Origin of the sequence: Halobellus marinus (assembly GCF_032113415.1) — an archaeon.
Lineage (GTDB): Archaea > Halobacteriota > Halobacteria > Halobacteriales > Haloferacaceae > Haloquadratum > Haloquadratum marinus.
In genome coordinates, this window is sequence record NZ_CP134946.1 from 384,673 (window position 1) to 404,717 (window position 20,045).

Annotated in this window: 22 protein-coding genes and 1 pseudogene; 8 read left to right on the forward strand and 15 right to left on the reverse strand. The window is 55.9% G+C overall.

Translation table 11 applies throughout. The annotated features are described in order from the left end of the window. Window positions 1-516: 516 nt before the first annotated feature. Genes RJT37_RS01960 through RJT37_RS01970 form a run of 3 tightly spaced genes read right to left on the reverse strand, consistent with a single transcriptional unit; the run spans window position 517 to window position 2,749 of the window. Window positions 517-1,092 carry a DUF8130 domain-containing protein gene (locus RJT37_RS01960; protein WP_313687343.1) on the reverse strand — a complete coding sequence of 192 codons (576 nt, stop codon included), beginning with the start codon at window positions 1,090-1,092 and terminating at the stop codon, window positions 517-519. Beyond that, entirely contained in the window at window positions 1,092-1,850 is a 759-nt protein-coding gene (locus RJT37_RS01965) for an ABC transporter ATP-binding protein (protein ID WP_313687345.1), read from the reverse strand. Before RJT37_RS01965 ends, RJT37_RS01960 begins: the two co-directional genes overlap by 1 nt. Beyond that, a complete protein-coding gene (locus RJT37_RS01970; RefSeq protein ID WP_313687347.1) occupies window positions 1,847-2,749 on the reverse strand; it encodes an ABC transporter permease subunit in 903 nt (300 codons plus the stop codon). Before RJT37_RS01970 ends, RJT37_RS01965 begins: the two co-directional genes overlap by 4 nt. Window positions 2,750-3,234: 485 nt before the next feature. On the opposite strand from RJT37_RS01970, the pseudogene RJT37_RS01975 reads away from it, so the two are divergent. Further along, a pseudogene (locus RJT37_RS01975) lies at window positions 3,235-4,118 on the forward strand (IS1595 family transposase). A 104-nt stretch (window positions 4,119-4,222) separates the two neighbouring features. On the opposite strand, the gene RJT37_RS01980 reads toward RJT37_RS01975, so the two are convergent. From RJT37_RS01980 to RJT37_RS01990, 3 genes are all read right to left on the reverse strand, one after another. Next, window positions 4,223-4,429, reverse strand: coding sequence for a hypothetical protein (locus RJT37_RS01980; protein WP_313687349.1), 207 nt, complete (start codon window positions 4,427-4,429; stop codon window positions 4,223-4,225). A 620-nt stretch (window positions 4,430-5,049) separates the two neighbouring features. Next, window positions 5,050-5,589 (reverse strand): PH domain-containing protein, encoded by a 540-nt coding sequence (locus tag RJT37_RS01985; protein ID WP_313687350.1) that lies wholly within the window; start codon window positions 5,587-5,589, stop codon window positions 5,050-5,052. After that, a complete protein-coding gene (locus RJT37_RS01990; RefSeq protein WP_313687352.1) occupies window positions 5,586-6,140 on the reverse strand; it encodes a PH domain-containing protein in 555 nt (184 codons plus the stop codon). The genes RJT37_RS01985 and RJT37_RS01990 overlap by 4 nt, the downstream gene beginning before the upstream one ends. 148 nt (window positions 6,141-6,288) lie before the next feature. Here RJT37_RS01990 and RJT37_RS01995 point away from each other — a divergent pair, with 148 nt between their 5' ends. From RJT37_RS01995 to RJT37_RS20770, 4 genes are all read left to right on the forward strand, one after another. Then, window positions 6,289-7,230 carry a hypothetical protein gene (locus tag RJT37_RS01995; RefSeq protein ID WP_313687354.1) on the forward strand — a complete coding sequence of 314 codons (942 nt, stop codon included), beginning with the start codon at window positions 6,289-6,291 and terminating at the stop codon, window positions 7,228-7,230. A gap of 151 nt (window positions 7,231-7,381) precedes the next feature. Then, window positions 7,382-8,185, forward strand: a complete 804-nt coding sequence (locus RJT37_RS02000) for a DUF7847 domain-containing protein (RefSeq protein WP_313687356.1) — start codon at window positions 7,382-7,384, stop codon at window positions 8,183-8,185. 775 nt (window positions 8,186-8,960) lie between these two features. Then, the gene (locus RJT37_RS02005; protein WP_313687358.1) at window positions 8,961-9,233 is read left to right on the forward strand and encodes a hypothetical protein; all 273 of its coding nucleotides are present in this window, start codon (window positions 8,961-8,963) and stop codon (window positions 9,231-9,233) included. Continuing rightward, the gene (locus RJT37_RS20770; RefSeq protein ID WP_465260725.1) at window positions 9,230-9,436 is read left to right on the forward strand and encodes a DUF6199 family natural product biosynthesis protein; all 207 of its coding nucleotides are present in this window, start codon (window positions 9,230-9,232) and stop codon (window positions 9,434-9,436) included. Before RJT37_RS02005 ends, RJT37_RS20770 begins: the two co-directional genes overlap by 4 nt. A gap of 794 nt (window positions 9,437-10,230) precedes the next feature. On the opposite strand, the gene RJT37_RS02010 is transcribed toward RJT37_RS20770, so the two are convergent. Then, window positions 10,231-11,019, reverse strand: a complete 789-nt coding sequence (locus RJT37_RS02010; RefSeq protein WP_313687360.1) for a TrmB family transcriptional regulator — start codon at window positions 11,017-11,019, stop codon at window positions 10,231-10,233. A 167-nt stretch (window positions 11,020-11,186) separates the two neighbouring features. Here RJT37_RS02010 and RJT37_RS02015 point away from each other — a divergent pair, with 167 nt between their 5' ends. Continuing rightward, window positions 11,187-11,519, forward strand: a complete 333-nt coding sequence (locus tag RJT37_RS02015) for a DMT family transporter (protein WP_313687362.1) — start codon at window positions 11,187-11,189, stop codon at window positions 11,517-11,519. A gap of 129 nt (window positions 11,520-11,648) precedes the next feature. Here RJT37_RS02015 and RJT37_RS02020 read toward each other — a convergent pair whose 3' ends face one another. After that, window positions 11,649-12,092, reverse strand: coding sequence for a hypothetical protein (locus tag RJT37_RS02020; RefSeq protein ID WP_313687364.1), 444 nt, complete (start codon window positions 12,090-12,092; stop codon window positions 11,649-11,651). A 353-nt stretch (window positions 12,093-12,445) separates the two neighbouring features. On the opposite strand from RJT37_RS02020, the gene RJT37_RS02025 reads away from it, so the two are divergent. After that, on the forward strand, window positions 12,446-12,844 hold the full coding sequence (locus RJT37_RS02025) for a hypothetical protein (protein WP_313687366.1): 399 nt from the start codon (window positions 12,446-12,448) through the stop codon (window positions 12,842-12,844). 56 nt (window positions 12,845-12,900) lie between these two features. Here RJT37_RS02025 and RJT37_RS02030 read toward each other — a convergent pair whose 3' ends face one another. The 6 genes from RJT37_RS02030 to RJT37_RS20775 all read right to left on the reverse strand — a co-directional run bounded on the left by RJT37_RS02030 (window position 12,901) and on the right by RJT37_RS20775 (window position 18,607). Beyond that, window positions 12,901-13,974 carry an HNH endonuclease gene (locus RJT37_RS02030; RefSeq protein ID WP_313687368.1) on the reverse strand — a complete coding sequence of 358 codons (1,074 nt, stop codon included), beginning with the start codon at window positions 13,972-13,974 and terminating at the stop codon, window positions 12,901-12,903. Between the two features lie 139 nt (window positions 13,975-14,113). Further along, window positions 14,114-14,782: a hypothetical protein gene (locus RJT37_RS02035; protein WP_313687370.1), complete on the reverse strand. Its 669-nt coding sequence runs from the start codon at window positions 14,780-14,782 to the stop codon at window positions 14,114-14,116. Further along, a complete protein-coding gene (locus tag RJT37_RS02040) occupies window positions 14,782-15,753 on the reverse strand; it encodes a hypothetical protein (RefSeq protein ID WP_313687372.1) in 972 nt (323 codons plus the stop codon). Before RJT37_RS02040 ends, RJT37_RS02035 begins: the two co-directional genes overlap by 1 nt. A 456-nt stretch (window positions 15,754-16,209) precedes the next feature. Next, entirely contained in the window at window positions 16,210-17,040 is an 831-nt protein-coding gene (locus tag RJT37_RS02045; protein ID WP_313687373.1) for a DUF8168 family protein, read from the reverse strand. Between the two features lie 71 nt (window positions 17,041-17,111). Then, window positions 17,112-18,056 carry a hypothetical protein gene (locus RJT37_RS02050; protein WP_313687375.1) on the reverse strand — a complete coding sequence of 315 codons (945 nt, stop codon included), beginning with the start codon at window positions 18,054-18,056 and terminating at the stop codon, window positions 17,112-17,114. After that, window positions 18,053-18,607 (reverse strand): DUF8112 family protein, encoded by a 555-nt coding sequence (locus tag RJT37_RS20775; RefSeq protein WP_465260726.1) that lies wholly within the window; start codon window positions 18,605-18,607, stop codon window positions 18,053-18,055. Before RJT37_RS20775 ends, RJT37_RS02050 begins: the two co-directional genes overlap by 4 nt. Before the next feature lie 186 nt (window positions 18,608-18,793). Between RJT37_RS20775 and RJT37_RS02055 the strand changes: the two genes are divergently transcribed. Further along, entirely contained in the window at window positions 18,794-19,021 is a 228-nt protein-coding gene (locus RJT37_RS02055) for a helix-turn-helix domain-containing protein (protein WP_313687377.1), read from the forward strand. Window positions 19,022-19,296: 275 nt separating this feature from the next. Here RJT37_RS02055 and RJT37_RS02060 read toward each other — a convergent pair whose 3' ends face one another. After that, entirely contained in the window at window positions 19,297-20,007 is a 711-nt protein-coding gene (locus tag RJT37_RS02060) for a helix-turn-helix domain-containing protein (protein WP_313687379.1), read from the reverse strand. Window positions 20,008-20,045 lie beyond the last annotated feature (38 nt).

Below are 20,045 nucleotides of genomic sequence, written 5' to 3' on the forward strand. Positions count from 1 at the left end.
CTATCCTTAGTTCCACTTCCCTGCTGGTGAATCACCCGATAGAACAAGTTTGCGAACCTACTGATGGACAATCAATCACAGTTCATTCACTGCAATACGTAGTTGCTCAGAGACATTCGGTTTCTCTGTTCAGGAACAATTATTTTGCTGACTTGGCTACGGAAGGTTATGGACTGGGAGAGGAGGGCAGACCTGTGTGTTGCTATCGGGATGCTACCCTTCGTAGTCTGGATGGCACTCACAAGCCGCTCAATCTCCGCAGTTGGCTGTCTCCTATTTAGTTTGACTGCCGCCTTACGACTTCGCTCATCACGAGTGCGACGGTGGACAGACGAGTACCAGTGGCAATTTCTGGTGATTATGCTCCCGGTGCTCCTGATGACCGTGTTAGGAGCGATGCCGACCAGATAACCAATACGCGCCAGTACTGACCGATACGTGAGTCCCCTACGTTGAGTGAACCAAAAACCCACTTCCTTCCACGGTTCGTCGCCTAAATTTGTACTCTCCTGATCTCTAGATCAGACTTTTCTTTGATAGTTCGACGGTGATCTCTGGTAAGAGCGAGTCCCAGTCCTCGTTGTGCTCGGTTGTGTATTCGAGGATCGGTGGCTCGAATCTCCCTTGGACGAACATAGTTCCTGTTTGAATGATGTCGGCGCCGTGAATGTCATACGTTTCTTCGACCGTCTCGTCGGGACCGAGCGTTCGTACGAGCGGTGTTGACTCGACGCCGTAATTCTGTCTCGTCTCAGCATCGACGTACCGGCTTTCTTCGTACCGATTCGTCCAGAGAATCGTCCCTGGTCCGGCGTCTTGTGTGTCAAGCGACGGGACGAGCTCCAAGAGGCCAAACGGCCAAATCCCCGTGTTCCGGATCTCGATCGGGGAATCCTGTTTGTTCGTAACGGTGAACGCCAGCTGTGCCGGATGTTCGATAACGGCATTCGGTTCGACGATCTGCACCGAGATGCCGAGTGGCGTCGTCGTTTCTGTTTGCACGTCCGTGATAGTGTACTCTGTCGTGCCGAGACAGCCCGTGAGGCTCACCATCGACGCAGTGGTAACGCCGAGTAGCGTTCGTCGCTTCATTATGTGGTCTCCGAGGAGGGTTCGTCGGTCAGTACTGGGCCGTTCGTCACCGAGACGAAGATCTCTTCGACTGGAGCGTCGGCTCCGACGTTCGTGTCAGCACGAAGGGAATCGATTGTCCCTTCGGCCACGAGGCGTCCCTCGTGAAGGATTCCAATCCGGTCACAGACAAACTCGACTTGTCCGAGCACGTGACTGGAGAAGAAGACAGCAGCACCGCGGTCGTTCTCCTCGTGAACGATCTCTCGAACGGTGCGAACGCCGTGCGGGTCGAGTCCAGTGAACGGTTCGTCCAAAACGAGCAGGTCAGGGTCACCGACGAGCGCCATCGCAAGCGCCAGTCGTTGTTCCATTCCTTGCGAAAACGTCCCGACTGATTGCCCGTCGACGTCCTCCAATCCAACCCGGTCTAACAGTACCTCAGGTGAATCACTGACGCGTTTCGTATCAATAACCAATTCAAGGTGTTGACGCGCGGTGAGGCCGTCGTAGAGACTGTACCGATCCGGGAGAATACCGACGCGGGAATGAACGTCGACAACATCGCGTTGCGGGTCCTGACCGAGAACGCTAATCGAGCCTGTCGTCGGACGGAGATAGTCCATTAGCAGCCCGATCGTCGTTGACTTCCCTGCACCATTCGGTCCGAGGAACCCGTAGATTTCATCGCTTTCAACGGTCAGCGTGAGCTCGTCGACGGCTGTCGTTGACCCATACTGCTTCGTCAGTCCCTCGGTCAGAATCGCAGGCTCACTCACACGGCATCCCCCCGGGAGAAGTAATAGCGGGCGAGTCCCAATGGGACGACCGCCCACGCGAGTAGAATGAGGAGCCCGACGGCTTCGTGGAGATACAGCGGTGCTGTCCCGGGGGCGAACGTCGCTTCCACGACGTACGCGTTCGTCTGTGTCTGCGGCTCCAGTTTCGTGAGGACGTGACTGTATGTGTTGGCGGAGTTCCCAACACCGAGCAGCCAGTTCGAGACGACACGATACGCGCCGTCAGGAGATAGACGAAGGAGCAAGAACAGGGGGCCGGACGCTGGGGGTTCGTACGGGTTGACTGGCGTGCCAGTCACCTGCGTGAAAATAGCCGTGCTGATCTGCGTCCAGAACAACACGAGTGGGAGGAATATCACGCCGAACACAGTCCCGGCAGCGGTGACTGTTCGCTTGGCGACAGCAGAAACTGCCGTCCCAATCGACACGAGGACGCCGACGTACGCGAGCGTGATGAGGACTATCCCGAGGAACAAGACTGGATTGAACACGCCGTGGTCGAGCAGTCCGATAATACCGAGAAGGAGGCACGCGGCCGCGACTGGGCCGGCGATACCGGCTGTTCGCCCAGCTACTTTCCCGAGAAGAATGTCCGTTCTCGTCAGCGGGAGCCCGAGTATGAATTTCACGCTTCCAGAAGTCCGTTCACCGACGATCGACTGGTAGCTCAAAAGAAGCACTCCCAAGGGAAGGAGCACTGTCCCGGCGATCTGGACGTACCCGGCAGTGATATTCGCGCCGAGACCGTCCCATCCAATATAGCTGGGACGATACCCCCAAAGAACGATAAGAAGGGCGAGTAGCCAGACGCCTTTCGACGTTGCAACTGTTCTTGCTTCTTTGCGTGCAAGCGGGGACCAACGCATCACCCCGAGCATCTCCAGTCGTCCTTTTAGATGTTCTGTAGAGTCAATCTCACCTTCTACCTATCCTGTCGAACCGTACCTTTCGCGTCTGCACTGTACAGGACGACGGGTCACGGCTCACAGGTACCGGGCTCCTCTGCAATTAAGAACTCTTAGCCTGTGATCCGTCGGTAGCCGATTCGGAGCAGTTTCCCAGCACCAACTACTGTTAACACAGCTGCACCAAATACAACTCCCGAGTGAACGAGATCGAACAACGGAAACGGGGTGTGTCGTCCGAGTATGAGTAGTACCACGAATAGAAGCCACAGGAAGTACAGACCGATGCCGGATCGGAGGAGGGCTTCACGCATATCTTGCTGTTGTATCGTATTTCACTTACCGATACCGGGAAGAAAAAGTGTCATCGCTCTTGGGAAGCAGGTTGTTGGTCAGGTAGAGCTGCCGCTGGAGAAGCGTAGCGGGCAAGGGTGACGCGGCAGCGTCACCCGAATGCAATGTTCCCGTTTGAGTTGCTGAACTCAGAGGCGAGCGCCGCGAACCTGCTGGAGCAGGTTCGCTGGCGCGATGGCCTCTATTGCCCGCGCTGCCGGTCTGAATCAGTGATCAAACACGGCAGCTATCGAGAGTATCAGCGGTATCTGTGTAAGGATTGCGACCGCACGTTCAATCCCAAGACCGGCACGATCTTCGCGACGCGAAGATCGGCCTCCACAAGCTCTTGTTTGCGTTCTACACGTTGCTCCGGTTCAACACGAGCATCCGCCAACTCGACGCTGAACTCGACGTGTCGTATAGGTCACTTCGGCAGCGCGTCGAGCAGTTCGCCAGAACGCTCGACGCGCCAGCCATCGATCTTGTTGGCCCGGTCGAAATCGACGAAGTGTATGTGACTGCGGGATTGAAAGGCCGCGAGCGCGACCAGGAGTCGCGCTCGCGTGGTCTCTCGAAACGTGGTCGCGGAAGCTATGCCGAGGACAAACCGCCAGTATTCACACTTGTTGATCGTGGCAGCGATCAGCGATACGTTATCCCAGCGAAATCGGCTGACGAATCGACCGTGCGACTCCTCCTCGGCGACCGCGAGGAGGAGTCGCTGACCGTCTACACCGACGGATTTCGGGCATACGACCCACTCGAAGACGACGAGAACTTCCAGCGAGAAGCGGTGATTCACGGCGATGGCGAATACGTCGATGGAGACGCACACGTGAACACCTGCGAGAGCCACGCGTCGCTGGCGCGACGGTGGCTCTCGCCGCATCGAGGCGTCTCAAAAGACAAGCTCACGGCGTATCTCAGAGCGTTCCAGCTTCGCCACCGAATCTTACGCAAACCCGGTCAAGAAGCTCTCAAAGAGGTCGTTCGAACTCTGCTCTGACTCACCAACAACGTGCTTCCTATGAGCGAAGTGTCATAGAAGACTTCCCACACCAAACAGGAATCGCTCAAAACAGGGACCCCACATCAATCAGTGCAGGGTGTTTATGTTGTAATGCTATCAAATACCTTGTTTAAAATTGGAGTAATAACTACGAATCCGATGAAGATTGCGATAACATAGGAAATAAATTCGACACCAATCGAAACTGGATTTGCGATATCGCCAGTGTAGGTGTTGTAGACCGTGAATATGATCGCAGCAACTACGGCGTTTGGCAGGTGAGCGGAGACCAACTTTCGTAACTCCATAAACGATCTTGTTTGGTGAATCTTCAAATTCATATCGGATAGGACGTAGGTACTAGAGATTGAATACGTCAGTATGCAGCGGATTCTTATTTTTGTTCGGCTGTGAGATTGTGAAATGAACATCGTGGCAACTCTTCTATGACTCCTTGGATACCGGGAAGATGCTACAGTAAGCAGTGGATCATCTGTACAGAGTGGCCCCGCTGTAAGTCCACTTCAGTCATAGCGACTGTGCTGAGAAGACGAGTTTACGAATCAATCAGGTTTATAAATAAATGATGGTGTGTTGATACTGTGAAGCACCTCTACCATCGGGTGGATGCGTGGGTACGGAATCTCTCACGGGGAGGGTATGCAATTGTGATCGGTCTCATAACTGGTCTTGCAGTCCTTATATTCGCCCGGCTACTCGGTCATTGGATACCTTTTCAGGCAGCATTAATGTCTGTCACAATGTCTGTGATCTATTACATACGTGACCCAAATAGCCAAGCTGAGTAAGAGTCAATACAGAACAGTCGAGAGCCTTTCCCTGCACGAAATTGATGTGTATCGATCCCGCTTCGTTGCACGCACATCCTCATTCACAGCAGCGTATTGGACGAGGCGATGAACGCTGCCTACGACACCTGTGACTCAACCGCCTTCCGAAGCGCTCGTACTTCGTCAAGTACTGCCCGCCACTGTTCGAGACTTCCCGGGATTTCCTCACTCGTTGCTTGATCAACAAGCCGACGGACAGCCTCGGGGTTTTCGATCCGCCGGAACTGAATATCATCACCACCTGCGATCTCAAACGTGACAGTCCCGTATCCGAAAACAGAACCGAGTGCATCTTGAGAAAACGCGGAATTTTGAATCTTCGATAGCGACGACTCCGAGATCCGAACACCGATCACGCCTTGTTTCGTGTACACTGCTCGATCCGAAAGGACGTACTCAGTATGTATGACGCTGAGATACGCCCACAATCCGACGATGATGCCTGCGACTCCAAGAAGGAGACCCACAACGAGCTCGTTCTGCACGATGACAAACCAGATCGCTCCGACGAGCAACGCTAGTCCCATCCCAACGCCTGGAAGTGCAGTCGTGAGTTTCGGCTGCCCGTCCCAAGCAACTGTTTCACCTGTATCGAGCGTCACCCAGTTACCAGTCATACCTCGTCAGAACTCGTGGCTTCTTCTTGGTCAGGTTCTTCCACAGCGACCCTGATAGCTCGTAGTTCGGTCAGGATTTCGTCGAGAACAGCGGCTTTATCCTCGGGGCGATCGGAGCCATCATCCTTCGTCTGCGTATTGATGAGTTCCTGCACTCGTTTCGGGTCCGAAATCGAGTCGAATGTGAGTTCGACGCCAGACCCTCCGGCGGTCGATACCTCGACGGTCCCGTAGCCGAACCGCTGACCGAAAAAGCCCTGCGAGTACGTCGTATTCTGGACCTTTCCAAGGTCAACTCGCTGCACGTTCCGTGACATAATACCGCTTTTCCGGTAGAGCGCCCGATTGGTGACAACGTACTCGGTGTTCTCTCGGTGGAGATACGCACCGACGATGATGGGAATTCCAACGAGCACGATTGCGAGCGGGACGCCCACAACGAGAGCTGGAACGAGACTACTCTTGTGGGGCGTATCGGCCCACACGACTTCTTCGTCGTCATCGAGTGAAATCCAGTCGAACTGGGTTGGACTCGATTGATCCGTTGCCATACTGGCTGCAGACGCGATACCGGGATGAATATTTTCGTTGTGTCGAGTAAGCGCCCTCGTGTTTCTGACGACACCATCAGCAGGAATACCACACAGAGGCCAACTGAGGTTCAGTAGATCAAAATAGTTCGAACGACCCGTACACAGTATGGTCCCTTCACGACGACAACTCCTCCACGTGACCGGTGCAGTATCGCTAACAGCACTAGCAGGATGCTCGACAACTGGTCTTCTCGACACAGAGGAGACGACCGAAGAGTACACGCTTCATATCGACGCGATCAACGCGTCTCCGACAGAGTATGCGCTTTACGAACCTGATGATGATGCATTGTTCGGTGCACCGGCACGAACCGCGCTACAAGCGATCGTACCTGAAGGCCGTCACACGACCTACGGATACAAACCATTACCGAGCGACGCGTACGTGGAACACGACGGGTCGTATTTCCAGACGAAACACGTCGTCACCGGACAGAAACGTCTGGAGCGGTCACTCATTCACGTTACTCCTGTTCCGGAGGAGAACGTTCCGGAAGACGCAATTCTGATCGACACACTTGACCGACCGGCCGCTCGGGTTCTTAAGATCCTGCACTCGTACACGCAGACGGGTGGGAGAACCAGTACTGCAGAACTCGTACGCGGTGATCAGTACGTGCTTCGCCGCCCAGCCGAACAAGAAAGTCGACTTGGTACCGGCGAACTCGATGGGCAAGTCTTCACGATGACCGAGGACGGCACGTGGGCCTACCGAGTGCACGTCACAACCGAGCAAATCATCGAGACTGCCTACACCGCTCTGGCTGTCAACGTAGCAAGTTCACGCCAAGAATTCCGCGAGGTCGTGTTTGGATCTCGCATCGATGCGACCCTCACCCCTGACGAACTCCCTGCAAATGCACGTGACCGTCTCGAACAAACAATTAACCGAGGATCGTCATCTGAGACTGCACCGCTTCCCGACTCGTTTGTCGCACTTCTCAAAGCACTCCACCTCGGAGCGGTCAATACGGCGGAAAACGGGAAGCTCCTTTGGTATGATGACGCACTCTATCGCTACGGACTCTACGTAAACGACGCATCCTGAACGATCTTGCTTGACATATTCTCCGTGGCAGACAGTGAGTGAATCGACAAGTGTCGAAAACGCTTCTATCGATCGACGCTCGATCGCAAGACGGTCTCAAGTGTCTCGTCAGTAAGCCAAGGTTTAGGAGGGTCACTGCTGAGTGATCAGTATGGCAGCCCTGAAGTCCCTCCATCCAGCGGTTACGGCACTGATACGTAATCCGATTCTCGTCGTTCTTGTCGGCCTGTACGGGGTCGTACAACTGCCGCAACTCGCCCTGCAGTCGTCACAACCGCTCTTCGCAGCTGTCTTCTCACTCGGGCTGACTGGTGTCTTCATCTTCGTGATGCCCTTCGTCCAGGGCGGACTGCTCGGGATGGCCGATGAGGCGCTCACCGGTCGTACAGGTTGGGGAACGTTCGTAGCTGACGGGAAATCGAACTACGTCACTCTCCTCGTGGCGTACCTCGCCATTTTCGCTGTGAACTTCGTTCTCGGAATCGTCGCGTTCTTCGCGTTCGTCATTGGCGGTCTGGGCTTCTATATGAGCGAAGGCGGCACCAATCTCGCCGGCCTCGGCATTATGCTGGGTATCGGTGTCTTGTTCGTGCTCGTATACTTGCTCGTGATGTTTTTCACACAGTTCTATGCGCACGCCATCGTTCTGACCGACACCGATCTCGTGGCGGGCTTCAAACGAAGCATCGGATTAGTTCGTCACAACCTGCTAACTGTCCTCGGATACTCGCTGATACTCCTCACAGGGAGTATCCTCTTCGGTAGTATTGCCGGCGTTGCCTCACTTCTCCTCTCGCCACAGCCAACCGGTCTTCCGCTCCCCGACCCGTCGCTACCCTTGCTCGTCGTCGCGGCAATCGTCTACGTCGTCATAATCGCCGTCCTCGGTGCCTTCTACGCGACTTACTCCGTCGCGTTCTACCGCTCGATCGAAGACCGAATACCGACGGCTTGAAACTGGCACGAGTCAGCGCATAATTCGTTAGCTCCGTTCCCAATTCCCGGATTTATTGCACCCTGAAGCCATTACTTGTCTCAGTCGTCGATCACTCAATCCGTCGGGGTACTCTGTCGTTGGAGATGTGTGTCTCGTTCAAAACGGGATCTCGGTAGTGTTGACGCGAGGTGCGCTTGAAGCGTTCCGGAACGGTCGCCAAAACGTTCCGACGAAAGCGCATTTAACGAACTGACCGCCGAGTTCACCGAGGAAACGGCTGGCGACGCTCGGATCGAAATCACAGATGTCGATACTCGGAGTGGGTGCTCTAAATTCAGTACACATTCCGGACAGGTCCCAGCCCGGATTAATACAGCGATCGTCTATACGTCACGCACCATCAGAGACTGAGGTTTCGGGCTGGACTGATCAAGTTGTTGGCAAAGAACGGTTCCCACGACGAGGAACCCAACAACAGCCATCAGCACGCCGAGGAGTGGGACAACCTGGATGAAGGTCCCTGCGAGACCAATATCAATCAAACCGACAAGCACGGGATAGAGAGACTGGTGCGTCATCTTGTCCACCTATACATCATATCAGCAAAAAGGCCCTCAAGACTCAAATACACGCTGAATATACGCAGGATATCTTGTGGGTTCCCTGCCTTGAGCAATCAAACGTTGATTCCGTATCCAGTTAGATCGAATACGGCCTCAGAATCCGCATACGAATCCAACGGAAGAACCGGAACTCCCGCAGCTATTAGTATGCCAGTTTGGATACAACGCCTATGAAACGATTATACGTCTTCAACGGCACTCTCGTAATAATTGGGCTTTCACTCGGGTTGCCGGCAGCACAATCGCTCATTATTGGCGATCATAGTATTCCGGTGTTGCTAATGGCACTCGGTGGAGGTGGGATGATTGTCAGTGCTGGCTACGAATCACTACGAACCGACCCTGAAGAGTTTACAATCTCCGCTGCCGCTCTCTTTGCGTTAGTTGGGGCCGCCTGTCTGAGCCTACTCGGAACACTTCTCTCTGCGGTGTCTAGCCTATGAGTATCCTGTGGCAAGTCGGACACCTCGTTGCTGTAATCCTGGGTCTTGCCTACGTCATCAGTCCGAAACGTGCACACCAGTTTGGATTTGAATTCCTTCGGCAGTCCTCGTCCGACCAATCTGAAGCATCGAACACCCCTGTCTGGCTGTATCGAGGATTGGGTACGCTACTGATATTCATCGGTATCACAGGACTTCTCTAAAGGATAGTTCACCTTTCTTAGACGGTAGTTACTGAGAGATGATTGCGAAGTAGAGCGTTTCTCGCTACCGGAGAAGTCAGGAGATTCGCATACAAGTGTGACACCAGCATACACGCCACCGAGCCAAAGACATCCTAAGAGAACCACTATGGACAGATCATCGGGGAGAAGCGTACTGTTTGGCGTGAGCAGCATTACTGCCGGAGCTAGCACACCGACGAGACTGTACCAGAATTTCGAGTGCGGGCCAGACCCCCTTGTCCGGTACTGGGGATATGCGAAAAAATCCGTACCCTGCAATTGACGACGTAACTGCGATCGTCCCGCCAACCCACAAATCTCCGCGCTGTATCCCGAATACATAGCCGAGTACGGCACCGATTCCGAGACCGATCAACGCCGAGAACCACGATTCCATAGCGAACGTAAAATTAGATAGGTGATAAACACTTCCTCCGGACTGATTGTTTCTATCTTCTTGATTGGACACTCCAAAGGTGAATTAGCAACCCCGGGATGCCGAGAAACCCTAACACAACACCTCTCATTTTAGGATTTGACAGACTCTGTTCCTTTGATTTCACGTACACGTACGAGCCCACAATCGGCCAGAAAATCAAGATGTATAGACCAAGTCGGATGAAGACACCGTTGTAGGCCGAAAGAAGATCCATAGCCAATAGCTCTCTTGAGCGAATATAACCATTCGGTGGAGCACCTAAATTGACCACGAAGCCATTTCGTCCTATTCGTGCGTGAGCTCTCACTGGTGATTCTCTTCATCGCTCGTTCGTCTATTCGGGAAGGGGCACGGCTTCTCCCCACAGCTCCTGGAACTGGCGTTCGAATTCGTCAACGATGTCGCTATCGTTGACTGCAACCACGCCGATACGGTCTTCAACCACCTGTGGATGTAAGATATCGATAGTTGTTACCGTCTGATCAATCACATCAAAGGAGACTGCAATCTCGGGGAGCACCCTGATACGAATCTCTCTCACGTGATCCTCAGCCACGTCGAAGAGCGCTTTGGGGATCGTTTCGAGCACTTGCTCGCTAATGAGTAACGACACAGAAAGATCCGGCTGTGCTCCATCAAAAAACGCGTCAACCTCTTGCTTGAGTGTCTCCCACGACGCAGCCTCATAGGGCGGCCCAACGACGGCGTGAACTGAATTCGTCGCCGTCTGCATATGCTCTTGCAGAGCCGTTTGCATCTCTTCACTGCCGAGTGTGCCAAGCCAGAGACTCCCGTCAGTCGGTAATGTCGGGAAGAGATTCGAACGGACGGAGGTAGCTACGTCACGATACCGCGCCCATTCCTGTTGCAGTTCAACGGTACGTTCGGCAAGAAGCCGCTCAACTACGGTTTCTGGCGGTTCTGCGACGTATCGAGTCGGCTCAGTCGATTGTGTTCGAATAAGTTGCCGGGCATTGAGATTGTTGAGTACATCGTAAATACGACCTTGCGGCACACCACTGGCATCAGAAATGTCAGTCGCTGTCGCTGCACCAGTAACCAGTAATGTCCGGTAGACCTTCTCTTCGTAGCTCGAAAGCCCAAGTTCGCTGAGATCAGTCATCGTTATTCCTGTGTGCGGATACTGGAATATCCGCGGTGTGTACGAGAGGTGATTTATGTCCGACCACGCTAAAGCTACGGGTTCCCTTTCACGACTGTGTGAGAAATGACCCGCAAGTGGCAGTTAGTTTCAGAATCATCATATCAGGCATCGCAGTAGCGGCACGTATGAATCCATACGTGTTGCTCGCTGGTGCAATTGTGTCAGAACTCATCGGCACGACCGCCCTCAAGCTCTCAGACGGCTTGTCAAATCCACTCCCAAGCATCGGTGTCGTCATCGGATACGGGCTCGCGTTCTACCTAGTGTCGGTAACTATGGAAGACCTTCCAATCGGGGTTGTTTATGGAACGTGGGCTGCACTCGGCATCGTCGGTGTCGTAGCGATTGGTGTCATCATCTTCAACGAAACTATCGACCTTGCTGGTGCTATCGGTATACTCCTCATACTCACCGGCGTGTACTGCGTCAACATCCTCTCTGCAATGTCCGTTCACTAACGAGAATAGCTGTAGCAAGAGACAGAAGTGGTTACCTTGACCGAGATTCATAGCTCGCTCATCGGACAGCCGTCTCGCAGGCCAACGGTTGCAGAATGGTACCAGACCGTGGTCGGAGAGATCCGCGACTCACTCATCAAGCGAGCGCTCGTATAGTGTTCCAGTAAGGATGCTGGCCGGGAAAGCAATCCACGACGAGAAGAGGAACGCGACAAAGATGATACCAATACCACCGATGACGGAGTCGACGAGGGGGCTGCCGGTGGCTACGTCGTAGACCGGGGCGAGACTAACGGCCACTGCGCCGGCGACAAGATAGGCCAGAGCCATCGCCAGCAGACCGCCAATCGCACCCCCATACCGCTGTGACGGTGGGACGACTCGCCACGCCGCGATACCGGTGACAAACAACAGTGGGGCAACGACAACGGAGAGACTGAGAGCACCGGCTAGGAGTCCGACTGCAGCGTTGGTGAAGAACGACTCACCACCAAAACCCACCCCAATCAGTAGGATCCCAACCCCGACAAAGAAATAGTAGAGAGTTGTGACCCCGACTGCCGTAATTGCCATCACGTACCCCGCACCAATGTCACAATCTCCGCCACGTGGCAGTCGGTTGAGATGCTTGAAGGGAGAAACAGCGAGCCGAGAGATCGGAACCATACAGGCGGTTCAGGGCCGAATCAGTAATGTTTGACTGCTTTGATGCAGGCCGTACCGTGGAACCCACACTAGACACTGCACAAAACCGGGTGACTGCGGAGTCTGCGGGAATCGAGCTGTGTCTCTTACATAGCGATTAGGATATCTCCCTACATTAGTAGAAACTACAACGATCAATACGCATACAAGTTCTGAGACTGGCGATTCTGCGTGTGTTTTGAGACGGGAACACTGATACGGGATCGCTAGGTACTGTGTGTATGCCAATCTCCGATGCTGAATGGGATACCGGCGCTCGGAATGATAGCAAAGATACGGCAGCGACAAGCCCGGTCGGAGAATATGACGACGAGAAAGAATTGATCGTCGCCTTCCTGTCCGAAAACGTCGATACGGCCTATACGAGAAGTGAGATCATCCGAGGCGTTGATTTCGGCAACGATGCCCGGCCCGAATCGATTCAGGAGGTCCTCACCGAGATCCAGGATGAACTGGTTGATGCCGTCGGTGACCTCGTCGCCAGCGGGATGGTCGTCGACGACATCGACGAAGCGCTCGATGAACTCGTCGCAGAGGAAATGGTCGCTGAAAAAGAAGTCGAAACGAAAGACGGCACGACGAAATACTACCGTCTCAACACAAACGAATCACGAAGCTGAAACGTCCAATCGGTATTAGGAAAAAAGCGACCTCTATCTCTTAACTCTTCAACGCATCACAGATCCGCGTTGATCTGCTGCAGCGCCGTGATCGCTGTCTGCAACTGCTCACGAATCACTACGTCATCTGCATCCACTGTCGTCGTATCACCTACATCGTCTCGACTCCTCTGTGCGGACGCTTCCCGCTCTTCGGAATCATCCTGATCATCATTACCCGGCGTATCGATAACGGTATCGAGCCGTTGTTGGTCCTCTCCGTCACCCGGACTTGCAGTCACCTCAGCAGTGTCCTGGGTCGCCGCATCACCTGCCGGGTGCTGCCCACCGTCACCGCCGCGACGGAACGCAGCAAGCGGGAAATCGTACGCCTTGGCTCGCTTCTCTTTGTGGAACGTCGTCCGGCGCGACACGTCGAGCACGTCTATAACTTCCTGCCGGTCACACCCGCGTTCCAAGGCTCGCCTGACTTGCTCATCCTCGACTCGTTGAACTAACGCCTGCGGATCAGATGGAATATGTCCCCGTGCTGAGTGCTCGATCTGCTCCGTTAATCCCCACACGCCGGTTTCGACACCCTGATCGACGATCTGCCGATCGCGCGACTCGACCTGATTATCGAGCCCCATCAGCACCGCCAGGCGCTCCCGCACCGCAGTCACCGACAAGTCAGCTGTCAGCGCATCCGCAATCTCACCCGTTCGTGCCGGTCCCTCATCAGCTAAGTACCGCAGAATCTCGATATCCTGCGGTAACAACACGCTTAAATCGGCTTCCGATAGCGTCACCGGTGCATCGTCGCGCGTCGACTGTTGATGCACCCAATTGTGACACGACCGGCACAGTGTCGTCAGATTCGCCGGTGCGTCCTCGTCGACACTATCCGGCCCACGCTCAATATGGTGCACGTGCAGCGTCGCCAGCCCGCCTTGCTCCGGCCCACAGCGACCACACACCTGGCACCGGTACCCGTCACGCTCCAACACAGCCGTCCGCACATCAGCCGGAAGCGACTCAGATCCGCGCGGTCTCCGGTCTGCCGCGTCGGCATCGCCGTCCTCAGCACTGCCAGTCTCTTGTTCGGTTGATTCCTCGCTGTCAATCCACGTTTGTGGGTTATCTCGTGTCATAGATCACAACCTCTGTGAGTCGTGTCCGCTGCTGCAGTCTGAACCGCAGGTATCTCGTGGAGTATCGCTTCAATCACCGCATCCGCATCTCATCTTCAGTACTCGTAGTCGCAACTCCGACCGGTAGTCTCGCTCCACGTTATCCATACTCTGTCGGCGTGAGCGATTTCACGCCGAATTCTGACTTCGCGCAGAATCGCTCCGCTACCCGTCCCAACTGCCGTGTCCGCAGCACATCTGCCACATTATGTACGACGAGATCGCCAAACCGGCCATCCTCGAACGCCGTCACGGCTTCACGACTCTCCGCGAACGGATCCACTGCGTTCAGTTTCCCATCACACAGCGTCCCGTACACGGAGACGAGATCCGATTGATCCTCGCCGTCCACGCGCGTGTTGAATCGCCGTGTCACGACCGGCATTACGTCCGCGAACGGCACATCCCGGAACGGCCACTCGATACCAGCTGTCGCCAGTCGCGTCCGCAGGAACGGTAAATCGAACCCGTCACGCCATCGTTCCCCGTTATATGCTACAAGCAACGTATCCTCACCAGACACGCGCTCACCAACGAACTCACCAACCGCTTGCAACAGTTCGGTTTCCGAAGCGTGACTCGACACAACAACGTGCTCGTCGGTCCGCTCCCGCACCGACGCTTCGAGTCCATCAGCACCCCCGTCAGCATCACCTGTCTGGGCGAACACCCGGACACCGAGCGGTACCGCGAACCCCACGATCGTTACCTCATCATCAACCTCAAACCCGGTCGTCTCAATATCGAACGCCACCTGCTCCAACGGCATCACACCGCACCCCCCGCATCCTCAACACACCGTCCAGGCATCCGATCCTCGTGTGCTGGCCGGACCCGGAACTCACCGAACCCGTACCGCGAATGCGTCCCGACACGCACCACGCCATTCTTCGCCGTCTCAACCGGATCATTGCCCGCGTACCCGACGCGTTGCCCGTGATCGATGCACGCCAGTGTATGCACGTCATCATCACCGACAAGCCGCTCATCACGTCGCCGCAACCCATCACTCGCCCCGCCACGCGACCCTAGTAGTGACGCAGCCGACGGATCCCACCACCACGGCACCGATTGGGACTCCGCCCCCGGATACTCACTCGCCAACACGTACGGCGACACGATCTCCAACACGAACCCGTCACCCGTACCGTCCGTCACCTGGCTGTAGTCAAGCGTATCCAGGTCCACAAGTTGCGTGTCCGCTACCGAGAGCTCACCGAGCCCGTAATTCCGCGCCCCACCAACCCGCATCCCATCAAGCACGTCAGTTGCCAGCGGGAGAATCTCGTCGTCACCACCAGCGTGCACGTAGCACTGCACGTACCACTCGACGGACCGCTTATGATTCCGAACGTCCGGTGGTCTCCCGAAGTAACACTGCGGCGCGAACGTCGTCCGGCCACCGTGCGAGTTGAGATCGTGCGTGTTGTGCGCGTCCCGCGCCCGGGAATCCAGCAACCACCGCTGCGCCGGGTCGCGGTACAGGAACAAGTCTTCATACGCCGCAACTTCAGGCAACGACGCTCCGAGCACCCCGGCATATCCGTCTTGGGAATGCTCGTCCGGGTACTCACCGTACTCGGCCGGCACGAACACGCCGTGACTCACACGTAACGATCGCCGTGTGCGCTCATCAACACGCTGTGCGATCGCGTTGAACAACGCGTGCCCCGACACGTAGTACGGGTGCCCGTGGTAGTCCGTCTCCAGTTTGAAGAGCACCTGTTGAATCTGCGTCATCGACCCGGCGCACCCCCCGTGTTTCCACTGCAAGTAGCGCCACGATGACCCACACCACCACGATGCAGTACCGAGCCACACACCTCATTTCCAGTGTCCTGTAGCAGCCAGTCACGGGATTCCGGACACACCTTATTTCCAGTGCCATCAGTCCAACACCCGCTGACACACCAGTATTCCGGCATCCCGCCCCACAGACTCCACAACGAGAGCGAGACCCCACACACCCCGTTTCCAGTGTTCTGCACTACTCGGTCACGGCACTCCAGCCATACCCTGCTTCCAGTGTTCTCACCGACCTGCAACCCACACCGGAAACACACCTCGTTTTCAGTGTCTTTCATCGACTGCCCAGCTATTCCTCGACACACCCTGTTTCCAGTGCAACGACCCTGAGCAGTCCTAACACGTCCCGAACCACGTACCTGACTCAGCAGGCACCCAGCCTGGCGAGCCTCACGCAGCATCGCCACCACCCCCGCTCGGTCGCGCCGTACCCTGCAGCCTCGCTACGTAGTCCTCGATGAACTGCAGCGCCGTCGACCACGACCGGACCCGTCGCAACTGCGCATCCAACACCCGCCAGCACCGCTCACCAGTATCAATCGGATACACCGGCAACCGCGCCCACACATCCGCGAACGACCGTGTCGGCCGCGATCCCAGCTCCGCCGCAGGCCGCCCGCCCGGCTCACCCGTCACGTACAGTGCGAACTCCGAAGTCCACAGCACCGTCCGGACCGACCCCACCACGTCCGCCGTTAACGCCGCCTCAACACTACACTCAACCGCACTATCAACAGGCGCCACCGCGAGGTACAGGTCATCAAACGAGTACTCCGAACGGTAATTATCCAGCAACGCCCCCACGAGCAACACGTGGTACTTCAACGACGAGTACGGGTAATACACTGACTCGTTGAACCCCGCCGGCACCGGACTCGTTAACCACGTCGCGTGCAGCTGTTCGGGATCCGTCGGCGTCACGAGGTCCTCAAACCCACCGCCGGTCGCAGCTTCGATCCGGTCAGTATCTACAGCCGTTTCGCCGGTCAGCAGCGACAAGCGGAACGGCGACACGTGATTATCGACCGTCTCATCCGGCTTCCCGCGCGGCCGACTCAGCAACGCTGCATCCGCATCCGCGCCTAATGGCACCGACTCATTCACCGGCACACCGTACGCCTCATCGCACGCCGACGCGTGCCGCCGCCCACACAACTTATGCACATCGTGCCGGAACGCCGCCACCAACGGGCTCTCCACCCGCAGCTCCGAGGTATCCATATGACCCGACTCCGCAGGCTCTTCACCCTCGCTCGTCGAGACAGCCGCGTTCACCCAATCACCACCGGGCATTATACCTCACCCCCGTCCACGGCAGCCACTCGCTCCTGCAACGCTTCGACGAACTGCTGCCGCACGTCCTCGCACCACACGTCATTCTTCGACTCCATCGCGGCCGTCGCATCTTGCGCCCGATTAAACACGCGCCGCACCTCATCGTCAGTGTACAGCGGGTTGATCACCTCGGCGTCAACAATCCCCGAACCGAAATTCCGCGCCCCACCGAGCTGCATCTCATACTCGTCGCTGTGAGCGTTCAGGTAATCGACCGCCTCAACAAGCAACCCGACGTACTCCGGCTTCAACCCACGCAACGTCAGCCGCCACGTCCCGTCAAGATTCGCCACGACATCCCGCGTCGCCTGCCGCAACGGCTGGCCCTCATCAGCCTCGTTTCGAGAGCGAACCTGCGTGTTCAGTTGCCGGTAATGCGCTTCGGCCTCACCTTTCAGTACGTCCACCTGCCGGCGAATCGGTGAGAAACTAATCGGCCGGCGAATCACTCGGCCGGCACGATCACCGAACCCACCGAACAAGTCATAGATCACGCAGCCGGTATCGTCATCTCCAGCTTCAACACAGGAGCCTTTCTCGTGGTACCCAGCGTCGAGATCCCGGTTATACACATCCTGCAGCATAAAGTCCGCATTCGACTCACCCGGGTGACACGCCGACGCCCCCACAATCTGGTGTACACGTTCGCATCCGTGCCGTAACCACCCGCTTAGCGGAAACGGCGACACCTGCCCACCAATCTGATTCTGCGGATCATCCGCCTCGTACCGATCCGCCGACGCGTGATGCCGATCCGTCACAATCCCATCACCCGGCGCCAACAAATCAATCTCCAACCCAACATACACATCCGGGAACGTCGGACCACCATCATCATCGTACGGAAGCTCAATATCCGTCTCTAAGTGACCCGTCTCGAACCTCTGCGAGTCGTCTATCATCGAACACCACCCCCGCACGACGCCTCACACTCACGCAAAGCCGCACACTGCTCCGCAACCCTGACCCTCAACACTCGATCCACCAACGACACCGGCTCATCCTCATCCAACTCTGTCACCGGCCCCGGCTCTCCAACAACGTCATTGCGTACACGCTCCCATGCATCGTCCGAGAACCACCGTACCGAAGTCGTCGAAGCCGCACTCACCGCCACCGGCTCCGGAGCCACAAGCACCGGCCACGACAACTGCATCGCCTGATCCGAACACTTCCCGACACGACCCTCAACCAGTAGTTCACGCACACCGAGCGTGAAACACTCCGACGGCGCATACCGCCCCTCGGCGCACTTCGTATACCCGATCTGGAACGTCGGCTCACCAACCGGCCGGAAGGCATACACGACAACCCGTGTACCTTCCCATAAAGTGGAGTCGCAGGCCTGACAAGCCACCGCCCCTTCCCCGAGCGCTTCACATATTATATGTGATATATCTTCAACTATTTGATTACCGACAACCTCTTGATCTGGCAGATTTGTTTCTTTCATGGGTTATCTCACATCCCGTGGGGAACCCAGCCTGGGTGCTGCTACACCTGGGCACTTCTGTCGATGAGTGCTCAACGGGTGGGTCCGTATCCATTAGTCGAGCGTCTATAGGTATAAACCTTTGGACATTCGACTAATGGTTGATTGTCCAGCAGTCATTTGTGAAATGGCACTCACGTCACTACTATGGAAGACCGAGATCGGGACGAAAATAGTGGAAAGTTTACTGAGGAGTACCCCGCTCAAGACTTCCTAGAAGCTTTGGTCGAACTCGGACCAAGTGGTACGACGGATATTTCGGATTATGTCGGCTGTGACCGTCGGACTGCCTATCTGAAATTGAAATCGCTCGAAGAGGAAGGAGAAATTGAAAGTAAAAAGGTTGGTAACTCTCTCCTCTGGAAACTGAGTTAGTTGTTTCCAGTTAGTCAACAGGGCGGTCGCTGAGTGAGCTGAAACGGAATGGACCGGCCGCAAAGGCCTTGGGATGACTGGCTGGGGTACACGAGTCGATAGTGCACGCGCGAGGGGGCGGAACACAATCCGAGCGGTTTGTGTGCTTTCACGGCGGGTGGGGTAGACAGACGAAGGCGTGTGTGGAAACAGAGAGTTGACCGAGAAGAGTAACGATAAGTAAAATGGTTTCTACTATTCAGCGACGAGTCCGTGCCCTGTGTGACGGACAGTTCTCAGCGACGCGAACTGTCGTGCTGTCGTGACGAACTGTGTGTGCCGCTCCGATACGTGTCCATCACGGTGCGGATGATGTTTGCTTCAGCTTTCTGGAGGTGGTCGCTGGCTGTCGGCGGTGCGCAGTTGAGTTCGGCGGCGATATCGTTGTGAGTTGCCTTACGAGGCTGGTTATAGTAGCCGAGATCGAGTGCAGCTGTGACTGCTTCACGTTGCCTGTCGCTTAGCCTCGCCACGGGGTTGTCGTCGTGACTTTCGAGACGACCGATTTGGTCGATCTGAACGTCGACGCCATCCGGGGCGGCTTCGAGAGCACGTTGGAGTGCTGCCGCGTCGCCGACAACACGGGCTGACATCGTCCCGTTACGGTAGATGATTGGTTTGCGGACGATGATGCCCGCTTGTGAACTTGCTCGGTGGATGGCAGCGAACAGTGGCGTTTCTTGCGGGCGCATCACGACCATCACGTATGTCTGTCCCTGAGTAGTATCGGACAGGTCTACCGAATCAATCCCGGCCGTGTCGGCTGCCCGTTCGGCAAAGGCTGTTGGGTCACCATCGACAGTATACAGGAGCGTCGACTGTTCGCCGGCAGTCAGACTCCAGTCGATCAGTCGAACCTCTGCGATGACCGATGAATCGGCCAGAAGCGCGAAAAACTCCGGTGATCGGTCATCGTCGACGTGGACGGTAACCTGCAGGTGTTTCATTGACGGCCTCTCGAATATGGGAAGGGATAAATCCCCGA

Coding starts and splice junctions, on each gene's coding strand:
- RJT37_RS01960 (WP_313687343.1), bottom strand. CDS start 1,092: ATGAAGCGACGAACGCTACTCGGCGTTACCACTGCGTCGATGGTGAGC.
- RJT37_RS01970 (WP_313687347.1), bottom strand. CDS start 2,749: ATGCTCGGGGTGATGCGTTGGTCCCCGCTTGCACGCAAAGAAGCAAGA.
- RJT37_RS01980 (WP_313687349.1), bottom strand. CDS start 4,429: ATGGAGTTACGAAAGTTGGTCTCCGCTCACCTGCCAAACGCCGTAGTT.
- RJT37_RS01985 (WP_313687350.1), bottom strand. CDS start 5,589: ATGACTGGTAACTGGGTGACGCTCGATACAGGTGAAACAGTTGCTTGG.
- RJT37_RS01990 (WP_313687352.1), bottom strand. CDS start 6,140: ATGGCAACGGATCAATCGAGTCCAACCCAGTTCGACTGGATTTCACTC.
- RJT37_RS01995 (WP_313687354.1), top strand. CDS start 6,289: ATGGTCCCTTCACGACGACAACTCCTCCACGTGACCGGTGCAGTATCG.
- RJT37_RS02000 (WP_313687356.1), top strand. CDS start 7,382: ATGGCAGCCCTGAAGTCCCTCCATCCAGCGGTTACGGCACTGATACGT.
- RJT37_RS02005 (WP_313687358.1), top strand. CDS start 8,961: ATGAAACGATTATACGTCTTCAACGGCACTCTCGTAATAATTGGGCTT.
- RJT37_RS20770 (WP_465260725.1), top strand. CDS start 9,230: ATGAGTATCCTGTGGCAAGTCGGACACCTCGTTGCTGTAATCCTGGGT.
- RJT37_RS02010 (WP_313687360.1), bottom strand. CDS start 11,019: ATGACTGATCTCAGCGAACTTGGGCTTTCGAGCTACGAAGAGAAGGTC.
- RJT37_RS02015 (WP_313687362.1), top strand. CDS start 11,187: ATGAATCCATACGTGTTGCTCGCTGGTGCAATTGTGTCAGAACTCATC.
- RJT37_RS02020 (WP_313687364.1), bottom strand. CDS start 12,092: ATGGCAATTACGGCAGTCGGGGTCACAACTCTCTACTATTTCTTTGTC.
- RJT37_RS02025 (WP_313687366.1), top strand. CDS start 12,446: ATGCCAATCTCCGATGCTGAATGGGATACCGGCGCTCGGAATGATAGC.
- RJT37_RS02030 (WP_313687368.1), bottom strand. CDS start 13,974: ATGACACGAGATAACCCACAAACGTGGATTGACAGCGAGGAATCAACC.
- RJT37_RS02035 (WP_313687370.1), bottom strand. CDS start 14,782: ATGCCGTTGGAGCAGGTGGCGTTCGATATTGAGACGACCGGGTTTGAG.
- RJT37_RS02040 (WP_313687372.1), bottom strand. CDS start 15,753: ATGACGCAGATTCAACAGGTGCTCTTCAAACTGGAGACGGACTACCAC.
- RJT37_RS02045 (WP_313687373.1), bottom strand. CDS start 17,040: ATGGATACCTCGGAGCTGCGGGTGGAGAGCCCGTTGGTGGCGGCGTTC.
- RJT37_RS02050 (WP_313687375.1), bottom strand. CDS start 18,056: ATGATAGACGACTCGCAGAGGTTCGAGACGGGTCACTTAGAGACGGAT.
- RJT37_RS20775 (WP_465260726.1), bottom strand. CDS start 18,607: ATGAAAGAAACAAATCTGCCAGATCAAGAGGTTGTCGGTAATCAAATA.
- RJT37_RS02055 (WP_313687377.1), top strand. CDS start 18,794: ATGGAAGACCGAGATCGGGACGAAAATAGTGGAAAGTTTACTGAGGAG.
- RJT37_RS02060 (WP_313687379.1), bottom strand. CDS start 20,007: ATGAAACACCTGCAGGTTACCGTCCACGTCGACGATGACCGATCACCG.